Annotated in this window: 19 protein-coding genes; 13 read left to right on the top strand and 6 right to left on the bottom strand. The window is 67.4% G+C overall.

The window, feature by feature from the left end:
- Positions 1–142: 142 nt before the first annotated feature.
- Entirely contained in the window at positions 143–1,024 is an 882-nt protein-coding gene (gene htpX / locus AT699_RS08395; protein ID WP_006388347.1) for a protease HtpX, read from the bottom strand.
- 154 nt (positions 1,025–1,178) lie between these two features.
- Here htpX and AT699_RS08400 point away from each other — a divergent pair, with 154 nt between their 5' ends.
- Together AT699_RS08400 and AT699_RS08405 are read left to right on the top strand one after the other, a co-directional pair.
- Positions 1,179–2,033: a DMT family transporter gene (locus tag AT699_RS08400; RefSeq protein WP_006388348.1), complete on the top strand. Its 855-nt coding sequence runs from the start codon at positions 1,179–1,181 to the stop codon at positions 2,031–2,033.
- 36 nt (positions 2,034–2,069) lie between these two features.
- Positions 2,070–2,921, top strand: coding sequence for a sulfurtransferase (locus tag AT699_RS08405; protein ID WP_006388349.1), 852 nt, complete (start codon positions 2,070–2,072; stop codon positions 2,919–2,921).
- Positions 2,922–2,994: 73 nt separating this feature from the next.
- On the opposite strand, the gene AT699_RS08410 is transcribed toward AT699_RS08405, so the two are convergent.
- Complete coding sequence (locus tag AT699_RS08410; RefSeq protein ID WP_006388351.1) at positions 2,995–3,564, bottom strand: phosphonate degradation HD-domain oxygenase; 570 nt, start codon at positions 3,562–3,564, stop codon at positions 2,995–2,997.
- Positions 3,565–3,616: 52 nt separating this feature from the next.
- Positions 3,617–4,480: a LysR family transcriptional regulator gene (locus AT699_RS08415; protein ID WP_006388352.1), complete on the bottom strand. Its 864-nt coding sequence runs from the start codon at positions 4,478–4,480 to the stop codon at positions 3,617–3,619.
- Positions 4,481–4,640: 160 nt separating this feature from the next.
- Between AT699_RS08415 and AT699_RS08420 the strand changes: the two genes are divergently transcribed.
- The 5 genes from AT699_RS08420 (at position 4,641) to AT699_RS08440 (ending at position 10,746) form a co-directional block, all read left to right on the top strand.
- The gene (locus AT699_RS08420; protein ID WP_006388353.1) at positions 4,641–5,771 is read left to right on the top strand and encodes a putative 2-aminoethylphosphonate ABC transporter ATP-binding protein; all 1,131 of its coding nucleotides are present in this window, start codon (positions 4,641–4,643) and stop codon (positions 5,769–5,771) included.
- A gap of 28 nt (positions 5,772–5,799) precedes the next feature.
- Positions 5,800–7,542 (top strand): putative 2-aminoethylphosphonate ABC transporter permease subunit, encoded by a 1,743-nt coding sequence (locus AT699_RS08425; protein ID WP_058207268.1) that lies wholly within the window; start codon positions 5,800–5,802, stop codon positions 7,540–7,542.
- A gap of 27 nt (positions 7,543–7,569) precedes the next feature.
- Positions 7,570–8,391, top strand: coding sequence for a phosphonoacetaldehyde hydrolase (gene phnX / locus AT699_RS08430; protein ID WP_024068218.1), 822 nt, complete (start codon positions 7,570–7,572; stop codon positions 8,389–8,391).
- 114 nt (positions 8,392–8,505) lie between these two features.
- On the top strand, positions 8,506–9,528 hold the full coding sequence (locus AT699_RS08435; RefSeq protein ID WP_024068219.1) for a putative 2-aminoethylphosphonate ABC transporter substrate-binding protein: 1,023 nt from the start codon (positions 8,506–8,508) through the stop codon (positions 9,526–9,528).
- Positions 9,529–9,615: 87 nt separating this feature from the next.
- Entirely contained in the window at positions 9,616–10,746 is a 1,131-nt protein-coding gene (locus tag AT699_RS08440; protein ID WP_024068220.1) for a TIGR03364 family FAD-dependent oxidoreductase, read from the top strand.
- A gap of 66 nt (positions 10,747–10,812) precedes the next feature.
- Here AT699_RS08440 and AT699_RS08445 read toward each other — a convergent pair whose 3' ends face one another.
- The 3 genes from AT699_RS08445 to AT699_RS08455 form a co-directional block, all read right to left on the bottom strand.
- On the bottom strand, positions 10,813–11,961 hold the full coding sequence (locus AT699_RS08445) for an aromatic ring-hydroxylating oxygenase subunit alpha (protein ID WP_024068221.1): 1,149 nt from the start codon (positions 11,959–11,961) through the stop codon (positions 10,813–10,815).
- Positions 11,962–12,392: 431 nt separating this feature from the next.
- Entirely contained in the window at positions 12,393–13,403 is a 1,011-nt protein-coding gene (locus AT699_RS08450) for an acyltransferase (protein ID WP_024068222.1), read from the bottom strand.
- Between the two features lie 217 nt (positions 13,404–13,620).
- The gene (locus AT699_RS08455; RefSeq protein ID WP_006388361.1) at positions 13,621–14,589 is read right to left on the bottom strand and encodes a Bug family tripartite tricarboxylate transporter substrate binding protein; all 969 of its coding nucleotides are present in this window, start codon (positions 14,587–14,589) and stop codon (positions 13,621–13,623) included.
- Between the two features lie 93 nt (positions 14,590–14,682).
- Between AT699_RS08455 and AT699_RS08460 the strand changes: the two genes are divergently transcribed.
- The 6 genes from AT699_RS08460 (at position 14,683) to AT699_RS08485 (ending at position 20,631) form a co-directional block, all read left to right on the top strand.
- Complete coding sequence (locus AT699_RS08460) at positions 14,683–15,537, top strand: IclR family transcriptional regulator (protein WP_024068223.1); 855 nt, start codon at positions 14,683–14,685, stop codon at positions 15,535–15,537.
- 82 nt (positions 15,538–15,619) lie between these two features.
- Complete coding sequence (locus AT699_RS08465; protein WP_006388363.1) at positions 15,620–15,886, top strand: exodeoxyribonuclease VII small subunit; 267 nt, start codon at positions 15,620–15,622, stop codon at positions 15,884–15,886.
- 7 nt (positions 15,887–15,893) lie between these two features.
- Entirely contained in the window at positions 15,894–16,805 is a 912-nt protein-coding gene (locus AT699_RS08470; protein ID WP_024068224.1) for a polyprenyl synthetase family protein, read from the top strand.
- Between the two features lie 53 nt (positions 16,806–16,858).
- Positions 16,859–18,721 (top strand): 1-deoxy-D-xylulose-5-phosphate synthase, encoded by a 1,863-nt coding sequence (gene dxs / locus AT699_RS08475; protein WP_006388365.1) that lies wholly within the window; start codon positions 16,859–16,861, stop codon positions 18,719–18,721.
- Positions 18,722–18,911: 190 nt separating this feature from the next.
- Positions 18,912–19,709: a GTP cyclohydrolase FolE2 gene (folE2, locus tag AT699_RS08480; RefSeq protein WP_006388366.1), complete on the top strand. Its 798-nt coding sequence runs from the start codon at positions 18,912–18,914 to the stop codon at positions 19,707–19,709.
- A gap of 7 nt (positions 19,710–19,716) precedes the next feature.
- On the top strand, positions 19,717–20,631 hold the full coding sequence (locus tag AT699_RS08485; protein ID WP_024068225.1) for a DUF817 domain-containing protein: 915 nt from the start codon (positions 19,717–19,719) through the stop codon (positions 20,629–20,631).
- Positions 20,632–20,836 lie beyond the last annotated feature (205 nt).

A 20,836-nucleotide genomic window follows, 5' to 3' on the forward strand; every position in this document is an offset into this window, starting at 1 on the left:
GCGCCCCAAACAAAAAGCCCCTTGATCGCTCAAGGGGCTTTTTTTCATTGCCGAGCCGCCTCAGGATGAAAACGCGCCTTCGGGGGGGGCCAGCAAGCCGCTGGCGCGGCGCGGAGGCTTTTCTCGTGGGCCGTTGCCGGGATCAGATCACGCGGGCGTTCTGCAGCGCGGCGATGCGGGCCGGGATCGGCGGGTGCGAGGCGAACATGGCCGCCAGGCCGCCCTTGCCGGTGATGCCGGAGGCTTCGAACGACTTGGGCAGTTCGCCCGGTTCCAGGCCGCCCAGGCGGGCCAGGGCGCGGATCATGGGTTCGCGGGCGCCCATCAGGTGGGCCGAGCCGGCGTCGGCGCGGTATTCGCGCTGGCGCGAGAACCAGGCCACGATGATCGAGGCCAGGATGCCGAAAATGATCTCACAGACGATCACGGTGACCATGTAGCCGGGGCCGAGGCCGCGTTCGTTCTTGAACACCACGCGGTCGATGAAGTAGCCGACCACGCGCGCCAGGAACACCACGAAGGTGTTGACCACGCCCTGGATCAGGGTCAGCGTGACCATGTCGCCGTTGGCGATGTGGGCCACTTCGTGGGCCAGCACCGCCGCCACTTCCTCTTCGCTCATGCTTTCGAGCAGGCCGGTCGACACCGCCACCAGCGAGTCGTTCTTGAAGGCGCCGGTGGCGAACGCGTTGGGCGCGCCGTCGTAGATGGCGACTTCCGGGCGGCCGATGCCGGCGCGATCGGCGAGCTGGTGGACGGTGTCCAGCAGCCAGGCCTCGCGCTGGTTGCGCGGCGCGTTCGGATCCAGCACCTGGGCACCGGTGCTCCATTTGGCCATGGGCTTGCTGATCAGCAGCGAGATGATGGCGCCGGTGAAGCCGACCACGACCGAGAAGATCAACAGCGCCTGCAGGTTCAGGCCGTTGGCGGTCAGGTAGCGGTCTACGCCCAGGATGCGCAGCGTGGCCGACAGCACCAGCATGACGGCCAGGTTGGTAATGACGAAAAGGATGATGCGTTTCATGCTTTTTTTGTTCCTCAGCGAGCGGGACTTGTGCGGGATTGGACTGTGCCGCGGCGCAGCAGTTCCCCGACCGCCGCGCCGCTCCCGGTGACGGAGAGTATAGTATCGCTTTCCCCTATTTCCCCTCCCTCTTTTTACCTGAGCGCAGACCCCGATGCAGGCACTTTGGATGTTGCTGGCGTCCGCCATGTTCGCCATCATGGGGTCGTTCGTGAAGCTGGGCACCGAGCACGGCGCGACGCTGCCGCAAGTGGTGCTGTTCCGCGGCCTGCCATCGGTGGTGCTGCTGCTGATCTGGGCGCGCGCCGGGCGCCAGTCGATCGTGCCCACCAGCTGGAAACTGCACCTGTGGCGCAACCTGTCCGGCGTCACCTCGATGTGGCTCGGTTTCTTCGCCATCTCCCATCTGCCCCTGGCCACCGCCACCAGCCTGAACTACACGGCGCCGCTGTTCATCGCGTGCTGGATGCTGGGGTGGGGCGGGGCGCAGCGCGACCCGGTGCGGATCGCGGCCGTGGCCCTGGGCTTTTTGGGCGTGATCGCGGTGCTGCGTCCCAGCATCAACGAAGACCAGTGGCTGGCTGCCTTGCTGGGCCTGGGGGCGGGCGCCATGTCGGCCATCGCCATGATGCAGATTCGCCAGCTGGGCCGCATCGGCGAGCCCGAGTGGCGCACGGTGCTGTTCTTTTCGGTGGCGGTGTGCGCCTCCAGCTTCGCCGGCCTGGGCTTCGAGGGCTGGGGCCAGGCCGACTGGACCGGCTACAGCTCGCTGCTGGGCGTGGGCGTGACGGGCCTGTTCGGCCAGTTGGCCATGACGCGGGCGTTCGGCCTGGGGTCTGCATTGCTGACCGCGGCCCTGCAATACAGCACGATCATCTTCGCGGCCCTGCTCGGCATGGGTTTCTGGGGCGATACCCTGGACGGCCTGGCCTGGGCCGGGATGGGCCTGATCATTTCGGCGGGCCTGCTGTCGGTCTGGCGCACCATGCGTGACCCCAAGCCGACCTGATCCCGCCAACCCGACCCTATCAGAGGAGAATTTCCGATGACGATGACCCTGATTTCCGTGGCCGACCTGGCCACGCACCTGGGCGCGGCGGACGTGCGCGTGTTCGACGTGCGCCACGACCTGACCAACCACGCGGCCGGCCGTGAGGCCTATGCCGCCGGCCATATTCCCGGCGCCCGCTACCTCGACCACGAAACCGAGCTGGCCGCCGCCCGGAACGGCAAGAACGGCCGCCATCCGCTGCCCGACCGCGGCCAGTTCGGCGCGTTGATGGCGGCGCACGGCGTCACGCCTGAAACCCTGGTGGTGGCCTATGACGCCAGCGGCGGCATGTACGCCGCGCACCTGTGGTGGATGCTGCGCTGGCTGGGCCACGACCGGGTCGCCGTGCTCGACGGCGGCTGGCAGGCCTGGCAGGCGGCCGGGCTGCCCACTTCCACCGAGGCGGCCGCGCCGGTGCAGGCGAGTGCGCCGGTGACGCCGGCGGCGCCGCTCGTGGGCAGCGTGGATGCGCAGGCGGTGCTGGACAACATCGCCCGGCCCGGATTCACCGTGATCGACGCGCGCGCCGCCAACCGCTATCGCGGCGAGGTTGAGCCGATGGATCCGGTGGCCGGCCACATCCCTGGCGCGTTGAATCGTCCGAACGGCCAGAACCTGCAGGCCGACGGCCGCTTCAAGGACGCGGCGCAGTTGCGCCAGGAATTCACCGCCTTGCTGGATGGCCGCGACCCTGCGGCCATCGTGCACCAGTGCGGTTCGGGTATCACCGCCTGCCACAACCTGCTGTCGATGGAAATCGCCGGCCTGGCCGGCTCGCGCCTTTATCCGGGCTCGTGGAGCGAGTGGTGCAGCGATCCGTCCCGGCCGGTGGCCAAGGGCGAGTGAACGCACCGGCCGGCCCCGCCGCAAACCGGGCCTGAAACCGCGCCGTGGTATTCCGACGGCGCGGGTGGCGGTCTTACCAGACCGCCGCCAGCTTGACCCGTCCGGAGACGCTTTCGGCGATTTCCAGGAAGTGGTCCAGCGGCGGCGTGGCCAGCCCCGGCACCTTGGCCATGTCGTCCCAGCGCCTCAGGCGGATCGCATCCGGCGCGCCCGGCATGCTGGCGAAATCCACCGCCTGGCCCGCATCGAAGCTGCCCCCCTGAAGCGCCAGGCTGCGCTTCGAATCCTCCGAAAGCGACGCTTCATACTGCGGCTCCACGTAGCAGAGGTAGCGCTTGGCCTCCACGTGCAGCCGGATCGGGTCCAGCACCGCCGAACTGAACAGCCCGCGCAGGAACGGCAGCACGAAATACTGGTGCTTGTCGTCGATGCCGCGCAGCGTGGGCGTGTCGGGATGGTCGGCGATCAGGTGCCCGAGGTCGTGCAGCAGGCAGGCGGTGATCAATTGGGCATTGGCGCCATTGCGTTCGGCCAGCGTCGCGGTCTGCAACGCATGCCGCAGATGGCTGACGGATTCGCCATGATAGGAACGGTGCCCGCGTTCCAGGAAAAGCTGTTCGATGTCCTGCAGGGTCAAGGCCATGGTTGTCTCCTGAGTGGCCGCAAGGGGAAGAGGCGGGCAGTGATCCCTGGGATCAGCCGGCTGCCGGCGCCATCTCCAGAAAGCGCGCGATGAGTTGCACCGGTTGGCGCTCGCGCAGGCAGTACAGGTATTCATGCATCACGACGTCGGCGCCCTCGATGTCCAGGGCCGCCAGTTCCGGATGGGACGGAATTTCACGCGAGGGAATCAGGCTGATGCCCAGTTCGCACAGGATGGCCTGGCGGATCGATTCGCGGCTGCCGATTTCCAGCGTGCGCTTGACCGTCACGCCAGCCGCCTGCAGCGCCTCTTCGGTCAGCTGGCGCGTCATCGATCCGGGTTCGCGCAGCAGCAGCGCGTGATCGGCCAGGTCCGCCAGCGCCACCTTGCCGCGCCGCGCCAGCGGGTGGCCGCGGTGCGTCACCACGCGGATCGGGTCGGCCGCGATCATGCGGCGGTACAAATGCTTGTCATCCATCAGAAACGAGGACGTGGCAATCTCGATGCGATAGTCGTGCAGCGCCTGCAGCATGCTCTGCGAGTTGCCGATGGCCACGGTCAGGTCGATGCCGGGGTAGAGCTGGTTGTAGCGGCGCACCGTGTCCATGATGTAGTACGGCCCGGTGGCGCCGATGCGCAGGTTGCCCTCGCGCAGGTCGCTGGCGTCGCGCAGCCGGAAATCGATCTCGGTTTCCTGCTGCACCAGCTTTTCGACCATCGGCATCAGGCTGTGTCCGGCATCCGACAGTCGCATGCCGCGGCCCTGGCGGTGGAACAGCTCGACGCCATAGCGCGATTCCAACTGGCGCAGTTGCCCCGTCACCGTGGGTTGGCTGACGCCCAACTGGGCCGCGGCCTTGGTGACGGTGCCGCAGCGAGCCACGGCATAGAAGGATTTGAGTTCGGCGACGAGCACGTTGGGCAGGGCCTGTAAACGGATGAATTGGTGGACGGATTGCGCAAGACCGCCAGTACACCAAAATAATTTGATGTTTTTATTACTGCATTTGCGCGAAGTGTCATAAACACTCAATACGCGCCTTCCATACTGCCTTCGTTCCCAGACCGGAGGCCCCATGGCCCAACAGCTCCAACGCGATACCAATACTGTTCCGACCGGCGCCGCGCCGCCGCACGGAGCGCCGCGCGGGGGCTTTCTTTCGGTCAGCAATCTCGTCAAGCGCTTCGGCAGCCATACGGCGCTGTCGGATGTGTCGCTGGATATTCGCGCTGGCGAACTGGTGTGCCTGCTGGGTCCGTCGGGTTGCGGCAAGACCACGCTGCTGCGCGCCATCGCCGGGCTCGAGCGCCAGGACAGCGGCACCATTTTGCTGTCGGGCCGGGATATCTCCCATGCCGAGCCGCAGGAGCGCGACTACGGCATCCTGTTCCAGTCTTATGCGCTGTTTCCCAACCTGACCGTGGCCCAGAACGTGGCCTACGGTTTGAGCGGCAAGCGCGCCCATCGCAAGCACGTGGCCGACCGGGTCGAGGAAATGCTGACGCTGGTGGGCCTGGCCGGCGCCTCTCATAAATATCCGGGACAGATCTCCGGGGGCCAGCAGCAGCGCGTCGCCCTGGCCCGCGCGCTGGCGCCGTCGCCGTCCCTGTTGCTGCTGGACGAGCCGATGTCGGCGCTGGACGCCCGCGTGCGCGAACACCTGCGCATCGAATTGCGCGCGCTGCAGAAGCGCCTGTCGATCACCACGCTGATGGTGACGCACGACCAGGAAGAAGCGATGGTCATGGCCGACCGCATCGCCGTCATGAACGGCGGCGTCATCGAGCAGTTCGGCACCCCGCGCGAACTGTATCGCCAGCCTGGCTCGGCCTTCATCGCCGATTTCGTCGGCGAGGCCAACTGGCTGCCGTTCGAGCGCATCGACGCGCACCGCGCCCGCGTCGGCCGCCAGGAACTGGCGGTGGACGAGGCGCTGGAGCGCAACGTCGGCAAGCTGTTCGTGCGGCCCGAGGCGGTGCGCGTGAGCGTGGCGCGTCCGGAGCAGCCCAACACCATGCTGGCCGACGTGCTCGATGGCGTGTTCCTGGGCCGCGGCTACCGCCTGGCGCTGCGCCTGGAAGGCGTGCCCGGCGCCACCGTGCATTCGATCGTGTCCCCCGAAACCGGAGACGCCCTGCTGGGCCCTCACGCCGCCAGCCGCTGCTGGGTGGAGCTGCCGCGCCATGCGATTCGCGCCTACGCTTGATCCGGCTTCGAGCCGCGCACCCGCCGCCATGTCCGCGCCCGCCGACACGTCCGTCGCCCCCGTTTCTGCGTCACTGGGCCGCCGGCCGCTGCCCGCCTGGGTCGGGGCCTTCGGACTGACGCTGGGGCAGGGCGCCCTGGCGCTGGGCCTGGGGCTGTTCCTGGCCCTGCCGCTGGTGGCCATCCTGGCCAAATCGGTCACCGACGCCAATGGCGACTGGGCCGGCCTGTCGGTGGTGCTGGGCATCATCGGCGCCGACGGTTTCCTGGGCATGGTCGGGCGCAGCCTGACGGTGGGCGTGGTCACCATGATGCTGGTGGTGCCCTGCGCCTACGCCTTCGCCTATGCCCTGACGCGCAGCCGCATTCCCGGCAAGGGCCTGCTGCGCACCATCGCGCTGCTGCCGCTGCTGGCGCCGTCGCTGCTGCCGGGGATCGCGCTGGTCTACCTGCTGGGCAACCAGGGCTTGCTGAAAGGCCTGTCCGGCGGCGCCACCATCTATGGTTTCTGGGGCATCGTGGTGGGCGAGGCGTTCTACACCTTCCCGCACGCGCTGATGATCCTGCTGACCGGCCTGACGCTGGCCGATGGACGCCTCTATGACGCGGCGCGCGCGATGGGCGCGGGGCCACTGCGCACCTTCATGACGGTGACGCTGCCCGGCACGCGTTATGCCGTGTTCTCGGCCTGCTGCGTGGTGTTCACGCTGACCGTGACCGACTTCGGCGTGCCCAAGGTGGTGGGCGGCGACTACAACGTGCTGGCGATGGAAGCCTACAAGGCGGTGGTCGGCCAGCAGAACTTCCCCAAGGGCGCCGCCATCGGCATCCTGCTGCTGTTGCCGGCGCTGCTGACCTTCGTGCTCGACCGCCGCCTGCGGGCGCGCCAGGGCGCCCAGCTGAGCGGCCGCGCCCAGCCCTATGCGGCCGGCGCCAACCGCCGGCGCGACGCGGCCTTCCTGTTGCTGGCGGGCGCCATGGCCGGGTTCCTGCTGCTGATCATCGGCGTGGCGGTGTGGGCCTCGTTCGTGAAGATGTGGCCCTACAACCTGTCGCTGTCGCTGCGTTCGTACGACTTCGACAACATGGATGGCGGCGGCTGGCTGGCCTGGCGCAACAGCCTGGAACTGGCTTTCTGCACCGCGCTGATCGGCACGGTGGTGGTGTTCCTGGGCGCCTGGATGATGGAAAAGGTGCCGGCCCGCAGCGCCTCGGCGCGAGGCCTGCGCGGCGTGCTGGGCATGCTGGCGCTGATGCCGATGGCCGTGCCCGGCCTGGTGCTGGGCCTGGGCTACATCTTCTTCTTCAACGGCGCCGCCAATCCGCTCAATGTGCTGTACGGCACCATGCCGCTGCTGGTGCTGTGCACGGTGGTGCACTTCTACACCAGCGCGCACCTGACGGCCGCCACCGCGCTGAACGCGCTGGACCCGGAGTTCGAGGCCGCCTCGGCCTCGCTCAAGGTGCCGCGCATGACCACCTTCCTGCGCGTGACGCTGCCGATGTGCCTGCCGGCCGCGCTCGACGTCGCCCGCTACCTGTTCGTTTCCGCCATGACCACCGTGTCGGCCGTGGTGTTCCTGTACAGCCCGTCCACGGTGCTGGCCGCCGTCGCGGTGCTGAACATGGATGACGCCGGTTTCATCGGCCCGGCCGCCGCCATGTGCACCGTGATCATGGCTAGCTCGGCGGTCGCGGCGCTGCTGCTGCACCTGGCCAGCCGCGCCCTGGTGGCGCGCAGCCAGGCCTGGCGCCGGCCCGCGGCCCTTTGATTTGAATATTCTGCAAGGAAGACCCTCATGACTGTTTCGCCTCTGCCCGTCCGCCTGGAAGCGGTGATTTTCGATTGGGCCGGCACGCTGGTCGACTTCGGTTCGTTCGCCCCGACCAAGGTGTTCGTCGACGCCTTCGCCGAGTTCGGCATGGACGTCACGCTGGAACAGGCCCGCGGCCCGATGGGCGTGGGCAAGTGGGATCACATCCGCGCGCTGTGCGACGAGCCCGCCATCGCCAACCAGTACCAGGCCCGGTTCGGCCGCCTGCCGACCGACGACGACGTCACCGCCATCTACGAACGCTTCCTGCCGATGCAGCTGGACAAGGTGGCGCAGTACTCGGCCGCCATCCCCGGCGCGGCCGAGCTGCTGCGCGCGTTGCGCCAGCGCGGCCTGAAGATCGGCTCGTGCTCCGGCTACCCCGACAGCGTGATGCGCCGGGTGGTGGAACGCGCCGCCGGCGAAGGCCTGCAGCCCGATTGCATCGTCGCCAGCGACGATGTGCCGCGCGCCCGCCCGGCGCCGGCCATGGCGCTCAAGAACGTGGTGGAGCTGGGCCTGACGGACGTGGCCGGCTGCATCAAGGTCGACGACACCGCCCCCGGCATCGAGGAAGGCCGCCGCGCCGGCATGTGGACCGTCGGCCTGCTGCTGTCGGGCAATGCCGCCGGCCTGACGCTGGACGAATACCTGAGTCTGGACGACAACGGCCGCCAGGCGGCCCGCGAACGCGCCGGCCGCGAACTGTCCGGCGCCGCGCCGCACTACCTGATCGACACCGTGGCCGACCTGCCCGGCGTGATTGCCGATATCGAATCCCGCCTGGCGGCGGGCCAACGCCCCTGAGGCCGCCGGCGCCGGGATCCTGACCCAACCTCTTTTCGCAACGCACCGCGGCGGGCATGGGCCGGCCGCGGCGACCCGACTCACCCTTTTTCCGCCCACCCACGGAGTACCCTCATGAAACGCTTCACGCTGCTTGCCCTGGCCGCCGCTTTCGCCGGCATCACCGGCGCCGCTTCCGCCCAGACCACGCTGACCGTCTACACGGCGCTGGAAGCCGACCAGATCAAGGCTTACCAGGCCGCCTTCGAAAAGGCCAACCCCGACATCAAGATCCAGTGGGTGCGCGACTCCACGGGCATCATCACCGCCAAGCTGCTGGCCGAAAAGGGCAACCCCAAGGCCGACGTGATCTGGGGCCTGGCCGGCACCTCGCTGGGCCTGATGGACAAGGAAGGCATGCTGCAGCCCTACGCCCCCAAGGGCCTGGACCAGATCGCCGCCAACATGCGCGATGCCAAGGCCGAACCCACCTGGGTCGGCATGGACGGCTTTGCCGCCGCCATCTGCTTTAACACCGTCGAAGCCGGAAAGCAGAAATTGCCCAAGCCCGAATCGTGGCAGGACCTGACCAAGCCGGTCTACGCCGGCAAGATCGTCATGCCGAACCCGGCCTCGTCGGGCACGGGCTTCCTGGACGTCAGCGCCTGGCTGCAGATCTTCGGCGAAGAAAAGGGCTGGGCCTACATGGACGCCCTGCACAAGAACATCGGTTCGTACACGCACTCGGGCTCCAAGCCGTGCAACATGGCGGCCGCCGGCGAATTCCCGATCGGCGTGTCGTTCGACTACCGCGCCGCCAAGCTCAAGGCCGACGGCGCGCCGGTCGAAGCCGTGTTCCCTTCGGAAGGCCTGGGCTGGGAAGTCGAAGCCACCGCCATCGTCAAGGGCACCAAGAACCTGGAAGCCGCGCGCAAGCTGGCCGACTTCTCGGCCAGCCGCGAGGCCAACGAGCTGTACAAGGCCAACTTCGCGGTGCTGGCGATTCCCTCGATCGCCACGTCCAACCCCAACCTGCCGGCCGACCTGACCAAGCGCATGATCAAGAACGACTTCGTCTGGGCCGCCACCAACCGCGACCGCATCATCGCCGAATGGACCAGCCGCTACGACGGCAAGTCCGAGCCCAAGAAGAAGTAATCGGGCCACCGCGGCGGCCACGCCGCCGCGGCAGGGCAGGCGCCCGGGCGGGCGCTTCCCGCGCAACCTTTCTGCCTCATTCTCCAAATGAAAAAATTCGACGTAGTCGTGGTCGGCGCCGGCATGCTCGGCATCGCCCATGCCTGGGCCGCCGCCAAGCGCGGCCTGTCGGTGGCCGTGATCGAACGCAGCCGCCAGGCGCATGGCGCCACCATCCGCAATTTCGGCCAGGTGATCGTCACCGGCCAGGCCCCCGGCATGATGCTGTCGCACGCCCAGCAGGCGCGCGAGCTGTGGCTGGACCTGGCATCCCAGGCCGGCTTCCATGTGCGCGCCAACGGCGCGCTGGTGCTGGCGCGCGACGCCGGCGAGGCCGACGTGCTGGACGAATTCGCCCGGACCCGCCTGCAACAGGAAGGCTATCGCGCCGAGCTGCTGTCGGGCCGTGAGGTGGCAAAGCTGTATGACGGCCAGCTGGCGCACCACTGCGCCGCGCTGCGCGGGCTGGACGACCTGCAGATCTATTCGCGCGAGGCCTTGCCGGCCATCACGCGCTACCTGGCCGAATCGCTGGGCGTCGAATTCGTCACCGGCACCCTGGCGCGCGCCGTCGAGCAAGGGCAGGTCGCGACCACCGCGGGCGACTTCACCGGTGCGCACGTCTTCGTCTGCCCCGGCCACGACTATCTGACGCTGCTGCCCGAACGGTTCGCGCCGCTGAACCTGGAAGTGACGCGCCTGCAAATGTTGCGCGCGGCTTTCGAGACGCGTCCCATGGCGCTGGACCGCCCGCTGCTCACTGGCCTGTCCTGCGTGCACTACGGCGCCTTCTCGGATCTGCCGTCGGCGTTGGCGCTGCGCGAGCAGATCCAGGCGCGCACGCCGATGCTGCTGGAAAACGGCATCCACCTGCTGATCAGCCCCACGCCCTATGGCGAACTGATCATCGGCGATTCGCACCGCTACGGCCAGGATGCCTTCCCGTTCAACGACGAGGCCATCGACAACGCCATGCTGGACCTGGCGTCGCAGGCGCTGGGGGCGCGGCTGCGGGTGCTGGAGCGCTGGCAGGGCGTCTATGGCACGCATGGGCCGGCGCCGTTCTCGGTGATGCCGGTGGACGCCGCCACCACGGTCGCGGTGATGCACTCGGGCGTGGGCATGACGGTCGGGCTGGCGATCGGGGAGCGCACGGTCGCCGCCGCCCTCGGCCGCTGAACTGCCGCCCCGGCAAAAAGAAAGGGCTCGCGATCGCGAGCCCTTTTGCGTTGGCGGAGCGTGTCCTCAGAGCCGCTCCTGCATGATGCGGCGGTACCACTCGTGGAAGTGCTGCATGCCGTCTTCCATCGGCGACTGGTAGGGACCGGTCTCGTTCACGCCGCGCAACATCAGGGCCTTGCGGCCGGCGTCCATGCGCTCGGCGATCTCGTCGTCCTCGATCGCCGTTTCCATGTAGGCCGCGCGCTGCGCCTCGACGAACTCGCGCTCGAAGGCGGCGATTTCCTCGGGGTAGTAGAACTCGACCACGTTGACGGTTTCCTGCGGGCTCTTGGGATACAGCGTCGACAGCACCAGCACGTGCGGATACAGCTCGATCATGTGGGTCGGGAAATACGTGACCCAGACCGCGCCGAAATCGGGCGCGTCGCCGTCGCGGAACGACAGCAGGCGATCGTGCCATTGCTTGTAGACGTCCGAACCCGGCTGGGCCAGCGCGTTGTGCACGCCGACTTTCTGCAGGCTGTACCAGTCGTTGAACTCCCAGGTCAGGTCGTCGCACGTGACGAAGCGGCCCAGGCCGGGGTGGAACGGGCCGACGTGGTAGTCCTCCAGGTACACCTCGATGAAGGTCTTCCAGTTGTAGTTGCACTGGTGCACTTCGACGTGGTCCAGCACGTAATCGCCGAAGTCGAACTCGGGCCGCGCGAACAGCGGCGCCATGTCGGCGGCCGGGTCGCGCGGGCCTTCGAACAGCAGGCCATGGCAATCACGCAGGCGGAACTTCTGCAGGTTCATGCACGGCGTGGTCTCGAACTGCGGCGCGCCCAGCAGCTCGCCCTGGTTGTTGTAGGTCCAGCGGTGCAGCGGGCAGACGATGTTGCCGCCGGTGGCCTTGAGGCTGCCGTGCGAATTGCAATGGCCGGTGACGTCGCCGGCCTGGCCGCCCAGCATCAATGCCTGGCGGTGGCGGCAGACATTTGAGATGAGTTCAACGCCCTGCTGGTTGCGAACCAGCACGCGCCCTCCATTTTCCTGGGCCAAGGTGCGCCAATCCCCGACCTCGGGCACCAGCTTCTGGTGGCCGACGTACAGCGAGGATTGCTTGAAAATGAGTTCTTGCTCGCGGGCAAAGAGGGCTTCGTCAAAATAAGCACTGACGGGTAGCTGGGTGCGAGCTGGCACAACATGTGCCATCCGACCGATGTCGGTCATGATTCCCTCCGCTCGGATGAATATTTCCCCCAACGCCGCGCCCACTGTGTACTACGTACCAGCTGGGCTGACCTGCCCTCAAATGGGGGCCTCTTTCTGGGGCGGCCCGGCGTTAAAAAGCCAGGACGGCTTGAGCTTCGTCACATCCCCTGCCGCTGTTGCGACATTGTTGCGTCGCTGTTGCTTCACCACTGCTGCTTCACTATTGCGCGTTTGCGCGCTGTCGTGTTTTGCAATCGCGGTATGCAAGAGGGGTGGCTAAATCCGTTCTGGCGCGAAGAAAAATCGGTGTCTGGCCGATCAAGTAAGCCGTCAATTGTACCCCAACCCTTTTCCCCACGCCCGTGAAGATCGGTGAAGCTTAGTGAAGATCCGGCCGCGCTGGTTTGACCGCGCGCAAAACCTGAATAACCTTGCGCATCGTAGGTTTTTCAGACCAGCCTGCGGGTGGCGGGATGGCGCCGCAGCAACCAGCTGCTGGCGGCGGACAAGGCGAACACCGCCAGGGTCAACAGCGGCACGACCCAGGCGTCGCGGCGCGCGCCGCTGATGGCGCCGGCCCGGTGCGCCACATCCAGGAACACCGGATGGATCAGGTAGACCCCGAAGGTCAGCGGAGCCAGCGACGCCAATCGTGGCAGCCGCGGCGACGAGACGATGAACTGGAATGCCGCCAGCGACATGAACGGCACGGTCAGGCTGAAGTAGTCGTAGAAATAGGTGTTCAACGTTCGGTTGCTGGACATGGTGTACACGCCCAGGGCCGTGGCCGCCACGCTCGCGGCCAGCACCAGGGCCGGCCGTGGCACGCGCAGCTCGCCGTCGAAGATCTGGCGCCCGGCGACGAAATAGCCCAGGTAGGGCAGGAACCAGGTCAGGAAGAAACCGGGTTGCGCGCCGAGGGCGCGGCGATAGAGCGCATCGAGGATGGCCAGGCCCAGGATGCCCACCACCCACAGCGAACGCGAGCGCGGGCTGCTGCGCGCATACAGCAGCCGCACCAGCGGCGCGAACAGGTACAGCCCCACGATCATGTAGAGATACCAGAGGTGGTAGTAGGGTTCCCCTTGGGCGACCTTGCGCGGCCAGAAGGAGAAATCGACGTGGCCGTCGTCCCACCAGTCCAGGCCGGTGCGCCAGGCCAGGTAGAACAGGCTCCAGAACACCAGCGGCGTCAGGATCCGCGTCGCCCGCTTGCTGTAGAAGCGGCGCGCGTCCTGCGGTTTGTCGGGATCGAGCAGCAGGGCGCCGCTGACCATCACGAACACCGGCACGCACCAGCGCGCCGCCGAATCGTAGAGATTGGCGGCCAGCCAGGCGCCATTGCCAAACGCCGCCGGTTCGCTGACGATCAGGGCGGCGCTGTGCAGCAGCACCACCGCCGCGGCGGCAAGCCAGCGGGCGGCATCCAGTCGGGCGTAGCGGTCATCGGTCAAAGGCATCGGACTCCCGGAGACAAGTGAGGCGGGGGAGGGCGCGGCGGCCGTCCTCGCTTTTCACCTTAGCAGCCGGGGCGGCGCGGGTACTGTATCCAGGGGTTAGGTTGCGCATGAAAAACCGACAGGGCCGCGCGGGCGCTGTCGGTCTAGGGGCGCCCTGGGCGCAGGTTCGCGGACGTTGCGGGTCCGTGAACCTTTTGTCACGAAACGGCGGTGGCCGTCATTGCAGGACGATATTGGCCTGCTTGATCAGCTGCGACACGATGGGCTGCTCGTTCCTGATCTGCCGGGCCAATTCCGACGGGCTGCCGGAACGCGGGTCGATGCCCATCTCCAGCATGCGCTTTTTCACGGCTTCGTCCTTGAGCGTATCTGCCAGGGCCGCCTGCAGCTTTTCCAGCACCGGGGCCGGCGTGCCCTTGGGCGCCACGAAGCTGAACCAGGCGGTCATGTCGAAGCCCGCGTAGCCCTGCTCGGCCAGGGTCGGCAGTTTCGATTCGGTGGCCAGGCGGTTGGGGCTGGTGATGGCGAACACCTTGACCTTGCCGGCCTCGGCCTGCGGCATGCCGGTGGCGACCATGTCGAAGAACAGGTCGACGTCGCCGCTGATCAGCGCCGGCAGGGCCTGGGTCGCGCCCTTGAACGGCACGTGCAGGATGTCGATGCCGGCGCGTTCCTTGAACAGTTCGCCCGCCAAGTGCGACGAGGTGCCGGCGCCGAAGGTGGCAAAGGTCAGCTTGCCCGGATTCTGCTTGGCGTACGCGACCACGTCCGCCGTGCTGTTGAACGGCCGCTTGGGGCTGGACAGCAGCACCAGCGGGCCCACGCCGACCATGCCGATCGGCGCGAAACCGTCGGGATCGTAGGGCAGTTCCTTATACAGGTAGCGGTTGGTCACCAGGGTGGAGTTGGTGGCCATCAGGATGGTGTAGCCGTCCGGCGCCTCGCGCGCGACGAAGGCGGCGCCGATCGAGGTGCCGGCGCCCGCCTTGTTCTCGACGATCATGGGCTGTCCCAGCGTCTTGGCCATGCGCTCGGCCAGCACCCGGGTCAGTACGTCGGTGGCGCCGCCGGCCGGGAACGGCGATACGACCTTGATCGGACGCGACGGATAGGAATCGGCCTGGGCGCCCAGCGCGGCGACGCTGAGCAGTAAACCCGCCAGGAATGGATAGCGCTTGCGAATCATGTTTTCCCCTTGAAATCGCGTGTGTGTTAAATTCCGAATATTGGAATTTAGTTTTGTTATTCGAAATAAACTATAAAAACGAAGCGAATAGAAATGCAATCTTTTTCTGACCCCAAGCGCATTCCCCATCCCGCCGCCAAGCCCGACCAGAAGCTTGAATTGAGCGCGCCGGCGCGCCGCAAGCGGCCGGGGGCCGTGGGCGAGGGGCCGGTATCACCGGATTTCATCACCGCGCTGGCGCGCGGGCTGGAGGTGCTGCGCTGTTTCCGGCCCGGCGTGGCGGCGCTGGGCAACCTGGATCTGGCCCGCCTGACCGGCCTGCCCAAGCCCACCATCAGCCGCATTACCTACACCCTCACCGAACTGGGCTACCTGCGCTATCACCCCGATACCGGCAAGTACTCGCCCGGCTACGGCGTGCTGGCGCTGGGTTTCGGCCTGCTGGCCGGACTGGAGGTGCGCGAGTTGGCCAAGGCCTCGATGACCGATCTGGCGCGCGAGACTGGCGGCGCGGTGGCGCTGGGGGCGTTCGACGGCGATGCCATGACCTACGTCGAGGCCATCCACGGATCGTCCGCCCTGTACCTGCGGCTGCCGGTCGGCTACCGCGCCAGCCTCGACAGCGCCATGGGCCGCGCCTATCTCGCCAGCCTGCCGGCGGCCGCCTGTGCCGACGTGCTGGAACGGCTGGGGCCGGCGGCGCCGGCGCCTGCCGCCATCGAGCGCGCCCGCGCCGAACTGCGCGACACCGGCTGCTGCTTCGCGATCGGCGAGTGGCAGTCCGGCATCAACGCGGTCGCCGTGCCCTTCGTGTCGATAACGGGCGAGGGGGTGTTCGTCATGAGCTGCGGCGGGCCGGAAGGCTTGTTGCCCGAAGCCGGCCTGCGCACCCATGTGGCGCCGGCGCTGCGGGCCGCGATCGCGGGGTTGGCGGGGGCTTGCGCCTGAGACCGCGGGCGCATCGGGATGTGTCCTTGGTATCTCGTACAATTCACGGATTGATCCACCCCTAGCGCCCTCGGAGACCCGTTTGGCCAAACCCGCACAAGCCGATCCGCAGACCGACGACCGTCCCTTGCCCCAGGATTTCGAAACGGCCCTGGCCGAACTCGAATCGCTGGTCGCGGCCATGGAAGACGGTTCGCTGCCGCTCGAGCAATCGCTGGCCGCGTACCGTCGCGGCGTGGCGTTGACGCGCGTCTGCCAGGACCGCCTGGCCCAGGCCGAACAGCAGGTCAAGGTCCTCGAGGGCGACCTGCTGCGCCCGCTGGATCCGGCGGCGCTGGATGACGAATAAGAATCGGATGAAGCAAATACAACTCGCTTTCCCGGAGTGGCTGCAGGGCCGCGTGCGGCATGTCGAAGACGTGCTCGACGACCTCCTGCCGCCTGCCGACGCCGTGCCCGCCCGCCTGCACGAAGCCATGCGTTACGCCGTGCTCGGCGGCGGCAAGCGGGTGCGCGCCGCGCTGGTCTACGCCGCCGGCCAGGCCTGCCCGGTCAGCGGCAGCGTGCTGGCCGTCGAGGCCTCCCTGGACCGCGCCGCCGCGGCGGTGGAACTGATCCACGCCTACTCGCTGGTGCACGACGACCTGCCCTGCATGGACGACGACGTTCTGCGCCGCGGCCGTCCCACCACCCACGTGCAGTTCGACGAAGCCACCGCCATGCTGGCTGGCGACGCGCTGCAGCCGCTGGCCTTCGAATTGCTGGCCTCCATGCCGATCGCCCCGGCGCTGATCGTGCAGGCCACGCAGTCGCTGGCGCGCGCCGCGGGCAGCCAGGGCATGGCCGGCGGCCAGGCCATAGACCTGTTCAGCGTCGGCCGTTCGCTGTCGCGCGACGACCTGCAACTGATGCACAGCATGAAGACCGGCGCCATGCTGGCCTGCAGCGTGGCGCTGGGCGGCATCGTCGCCGGCGCCAGCTCGGCTTCGCGCCAGGCGCTGGACGTCTATGCGCAGGCCATGGGGCTGGCGTTCCAGGTGGTGGATGACATCCTCGACGTGACCGCCGATTCCACCAGCCTGGGCAAGACGCCGGGCAAGGACGCTGCCGAAAACAAGCCGACCTACGTTTCGCTGCTGGGCCTGGACGAGGCCCGCGCCTTTGCCGGCGAGCTGCGCGAAGCCGCGCTGGCCGCGCTCGAGCCGTTGGGCGATGCCGGTTCGCGCCTGGCCGAACTGGCCGATTTCATCGTCCTTCGAGATCGCTGAACCGTGACCCGTCCGGGCTGGCCGCAGGCCGGGCATACGAACCCCATACAAGCATGACGACAGAATTACTGGACCGCATCCAATCCCCGGCAGACCTCAAGCGCCTGGATCGTCGCGAGCTCAAGCGGCTGGCCGACGAGTTGCGTGGCTTCGTGCTGGAGTCGGTCTCCAAGACCGGCGGCCACCTGTCGTCGAACCTGGGCACGGTGGAACTGACGCTGGCGCTGCACCAGGTCTTCGACACGCCGCATGACCGCATCGTCTGGGACGTGGGCCACCAATCCTATCCGCACAAGATCCTCACCGGACGCCGCGCCGGCATGGCCAAGCTGCGCCAGGTGGGTGGCATTTCGGGCTTTCCCAAGCGCAGCGAATCCGAGTACGACGCCTTTGGCACCGCGCATTCGTCCACTTCGATCTCGGCCGCGCTGGGCATGGCGGTGGCCTCGCGCAACGCCGGCGTGCAGCGCCAGCACATCGCCGTGATCGGCGACGGCGCGATGTCCGCCGGCATGGCCTTCGAGGCCATGAACAATGCCGGCGTCACCGCCGACATCAACCTGCTGGTGATCCTGAACGACAACGACATGTCGATCTCGCCGCCGGTGGGGGCGCTGAACCGCTACCTGGCGCGCCTGATGTCCGGCCGCTTCTACGCCGCCGCCAAGAACGTCGGCCGCGCCGTGCTGCAACACGTGCCGCCGGTGCTGGAGCTGGCGCGCCGCTTCGAGGAACATGCCAAGGGCATGGTCACGCCGGCCACGCTGTTCGAGGAATTCGGCTTCAACTACGTCGGCCCGATCGACGGCCACGACCTCGATGCGCTGGTGCCGACGCTGCAGAACCTGAAGGCGCTGCAAGGGCTGCAGTTCCTGCACGTGGTCACCAAGAAAGGGCAGGGCTACAAGCTGGCCGAGGCCGACCCGGTGCTGTACCACGGCCCGGGCAAGTTCGATCCCGCCGTCGGCATCCAGCAATCCAAGGCGCCCGGCAAGCGCACCTTCACCCAGGTGTTCAGCGACTGGCTCTGCGACATGGGCCAGCAGGATCCGCGCCTGGTGGCTGTCACGCCCGCCATGCGCGAAGGCAGCGGTCTGGTCGAATTCGAAAAGCGCTTCCCGCAACGCTACTTCGACGTCGGCATCGCCGAGCAGCACGCCGTGACGTTCGCCGCCGGCGTCGCCTGCGAAGCGCAGAAGCCGGTGCTGGCGATCTACTCGACCTTCCTGCAGCGCGGTTACGACCAGTTGATCCACGACGTGGCGCTACAGAACCTGGACGTCACCTTCGCGCTCGACCGCGCCGGCATCGTCGGCGCCGACGGCGCCACCCACGCCGGCAACTACGACACCGCCTTCCTGCGCTGCGTGCCAAACATGGTGGTGGCCACGCCCTCGGACGAAAACGAAACCCGCCTGCTGCTGTCCACCTGTTATCAGTATCCCGGCCCCGCGTCGGTCCGCTATCCGCGCGGCGCGGGCTGCGGCGCGGCCGAGACGGCCGGCCTGGATACGGTCGAGCTGGGCCGCGGCGTGGTGCGGCGCGAAGGCCGCAAGATCGCCATCCTCGGCTTCGGCACGCTGCTGCAGCCGGCGCTGGCGGTGGCCGAAAAGCTGGATGCCACCGTGGCCGACATGCGCTTCGTCAAGCCGATCGACCGCGCGCTGATCCTCGACCTGGCCAGCCGCCACGACGCGCTGGTGACGATCGAGGACGCCGCGATCATGGGCGGCGCTGGCAGCGCGGTGCTGGAGGTGCTGGCCGCCGAAGGCGTCTCGATTCCGGTGCTGCAACTGGGCTTCCCCGACGAATTCATCGACCACGGCGATCAGTTGGCGCTGCTGGCCGGGATCGGCCTGGATGCCGCGGGCATCGAGCAATCGATCCGGACCCGCTACGCCGCGCTGCTGGCCTGATTGCGCGCACCCACGGACCGGCCCGGTGGTTTGGTCCGTGTGGCGAAACAGTGTGTTCCGGCCCCGACAGCCTACGAATGAAAGGGTTTTCCCTGGCGCTGGCGGCACTTTGGGCGATAATGGCCCCCTCTTAAAGATTCCTGGGTCTGCGTGTTTACGCCACGCTCGTCGCCCAGACAGGTAAGCCGAAATGAATTCTCCGATCGACCCCGCCATCGTGATGCCCGACGTCCAGAGCTCGACGGACACGCGGCACATCCCGATCCAGCGCGTGGGCATCCGTGGCGTGCGCCACCCCATGCTCATCGAGAACGCCGACGGTTCGCCCCAGGGCACCGTGGCCAACTGGACCCTGACGGTGGCGCTGCCCCCCGAAGAAAAAGGGACGCACATGTCCCGCTTCGTGGCGCTGCTGGAAAAGTACCGCAGCACTCCCATGACGCCGACGCTGTTCCGCGCCATGGCGGCCGACATGCTGCCGCTGCTGCATGCCGAGCGCGGCGACATCACCGCGGCTTTCCCGTACTTCATCAACAAGTCGGCGCCGATCTCCGGCGTGCAGAGCCTGCTGGACTACGAAGTGCAGTGGATCGCCCGCGCCCAGGGCGACCAGGTTGAGTTCGAGCTGGTGGTGCAGGTGCCGGTGACCAGCCTGTGCCCGTGTTCCAAGGCCATCTCCGAATACGGCGCGCACAACCAGCGCTCGCACGTGACGGTCTCGGCCATCCTGGAATCCGACATCAGCATGGACGGCGTCATCCGCCTGATCGAAGACGAAGGCTCGTGTGAGCTCTGGGGCCTGCTCAAGCGCCCCGACGAGAAGTACGTCACCGAACGCGCCTACGACAACCCCAAGTTCGTCGAGGACCTGGTGCGCGACGTGGCGGCCCGCCTGAACGCGCATCCCGGCATCGCGCGCTACCGCGTCGAGGCCGAGAACTTCGAATCGATCCACAACCACTCGGCCTACGCCGTGGTGGAAGGCTGAGTCCTCCGTGCGGCATCCGGCGGCCAATGACTGGCCGCTCATCGCGAGACTGCAGGGGTGGGAAGCGCGGCTGGCCGATCATCTGGCCGGCCGCGGTCGTTTGGGCGTCGCCTTCTACGAGTTCTTCCGCTTCGGCGTGAAGCAGGCCTGGGCCTGCCTGTTCGGCGGCCTGATGTGCGCGCTGCTGCTGGGCACGCACTGGTGGTATCCCAAGGACGCCTGGCTGGCGCGCTACGATTTCCTGACGCTGGCGGCCCTGGCGATCCAGGCGGCGCTGCTGGCCCTGCGCATGGAAACCTGGAGCGAGGCCAAGGTCATCCTGATGTTCCATGTGGTCGGCACCGGCATGGAACTGTTCAAGACGGCGGCCGGTTCCTGGATCTACCCCGAGGCCAGCGTGCTGCGCATCGGCGGCGTGCCGCTCTTCACCGGCTTCATGTATGCCGCGGTCGGCAGCTATCTGGCGCGGGTCTGGCGCCTGTTCGACTTCCGCTTCCGCGCCCATCCGCCGCTGGCGGCGACCGTGGCGCTGTCGGTACTGATCTACGTGAATTTCTTCGCCCATCATTTCATCGTGGATTTCCGGCTGGCGCTATTCGGCCTGACGGCGCTGCTGTTCGCCCGCACCTGGGTCTATTTCCGCATCTGGCGCGACTACCGCCGCATGCCGTTGCTGCTGGGCTTCGTGCTGGTGGCGCTGTTCATCTGGTTCGCCGAGAACATCGGCACCTTTGCCAACGCCTGGCGCTATCCCAACCAGTCGCAAGGCTGGGAACTGGTATCCATTGCCAAGCTGGGCTCGTGGTTCCTGCTCATGATCATCAGCTACGTGATGGTCAGCCTGGTCAGCCGGCCGCAGCCGATCGGTGTGGCGGCTGCGCCGCATCCCGTGGGACCGGATAACGCGTCCCCGATTTCCTGAGCGCCGCTGGCTTGCGCCCAGTAGCCCGATCGGCGATAATCGAGAGCTTTCTTGCTCGACCGCCCATGTTTTTTGGGTAGCGGGCTGCCCCTTGCAAGCCATACGCCTCGAAGAAAAAGACCAGTGATAGAGAAAGCACTGGAAAGCCGGAACGGATCGCGAACACGATGTGCGCGCGGACTGATGACGGTGTCGGGCGGACGGC

The sequence above is a fragment of the Achromobacter xylosoxidans genome (genome assembly GCF_001457475.1).
Classification (GTDB): Bacteria; Pseudomonadota; Gammaproteobacteria; order Burkholderiales; family Burkholderiaceae_B; genus Achromobacter; species Achromobacter xylosoxidans.

Coding starts and splice junctions, on each gene's coding strand:
- htpX (WP_006388347.1), bottom strand. CDS start 1,024: ATGAAACGCATCATCCTTTTCGTCATTACCAACCTGGCCGTCATGCTG.
- AT699_RS08400 (WP_006388348.1), top strand. CDS start 1,179: ATGCAGGCACTTTGGATGTTGCTGGCGTCCGCCATGTTCGCCATCATG.
- AT699_RS08405 (WP_006388349.1), top strand. CDS start 2,070: ATGACGATGACCCTGATTTCCGTGGCCGACCTGGCCACGCACCTGGGC.
- AT699_RS08410 (WP_006388351.1), bottom strand. CDS start 3,564: ATGGCCTTGACCCTGCAGGACATCGAACAGCTTTTCCTGGAACGCGGG.
- AT699_RS08420 (WP_006388353.1), top strand. CDS start 4,641: ATGGCCCAACAGCTCCAACGCGATACCAATACTGTTCCGACCGGCGCC.
- AT699_RS08425 (WP_058207268.1), top strand. CDS start 5,800: ATGTCCGCGCCCGCCGACACGTCCGTCGCCCCCGTTTCTGCGTCACTG.
- phnX (WP_024068218.1), top strand. CDS start 7,570: ATGACTGTTTCGCCTCTGCCCGTCCGCCTGGAAGCGGTGATTTTCGAT.
- AT699_RS08435 (WP_024068219.1), top strand. CDS start 8,506: ATGAAACGCTTCACGCTGCTTGCCCTGGCCGCCGCTTTCGCCGGCATC.
- AT699_RS08440 (WP_024068220.1), top strand. CDS start 9,616: ATGAAAAAATTCGACGTAGTCGTGGTCGGCGCCGGCATGCTCGGCATC.
- AT699_RS08445 (WP_024068221.1), bottom strand. CDS start 11,961: ATGACCGACATCGGTCGGATGGCACATGTTGTGCCAGCTCGCACCCAG.
- AT699_RS08450 (WP_024068222.1), bottom strand. CDS start 13,403: ATGCCTTTGACCGATGACCGCTACGCCCGACTGGATGCCGCCCGCTGG.
- AT699_RS08455 (WP_006388361.1), bottom strand. CDS start 14,589: ATGATTCGCAAGCGCTATCCATTCCTGGCGGGTTTACTGCTCAGCGTC.
- AT699_RS08460 (WP_024068223.1), top strand. CDS start 14,683: ATGCAATCTTTTTCTGACCCCAAGCGCATTCCCCATCCCGCCGCCAAG.
- AT699_RS08470 (WP_024068224.1), top strand. CDS start 15,894: ATGAAGCAAATACAACTCGCTTTCCCGGAGTGGCTGCAGGGCCGCGTG.
- dxs (WP_006388365.1), top strand. CDS start 16,859: ATGACGACAGAATTACTGGACCGCATCCAATCCCCGGCAGACCTCAAG.
- folE2 (WP_006388366.1), top strand. CDS start 18,912: ATGAATTCTCCGATCGACCCCGCCATCGTGATGCCCGACGTCCAGAGC.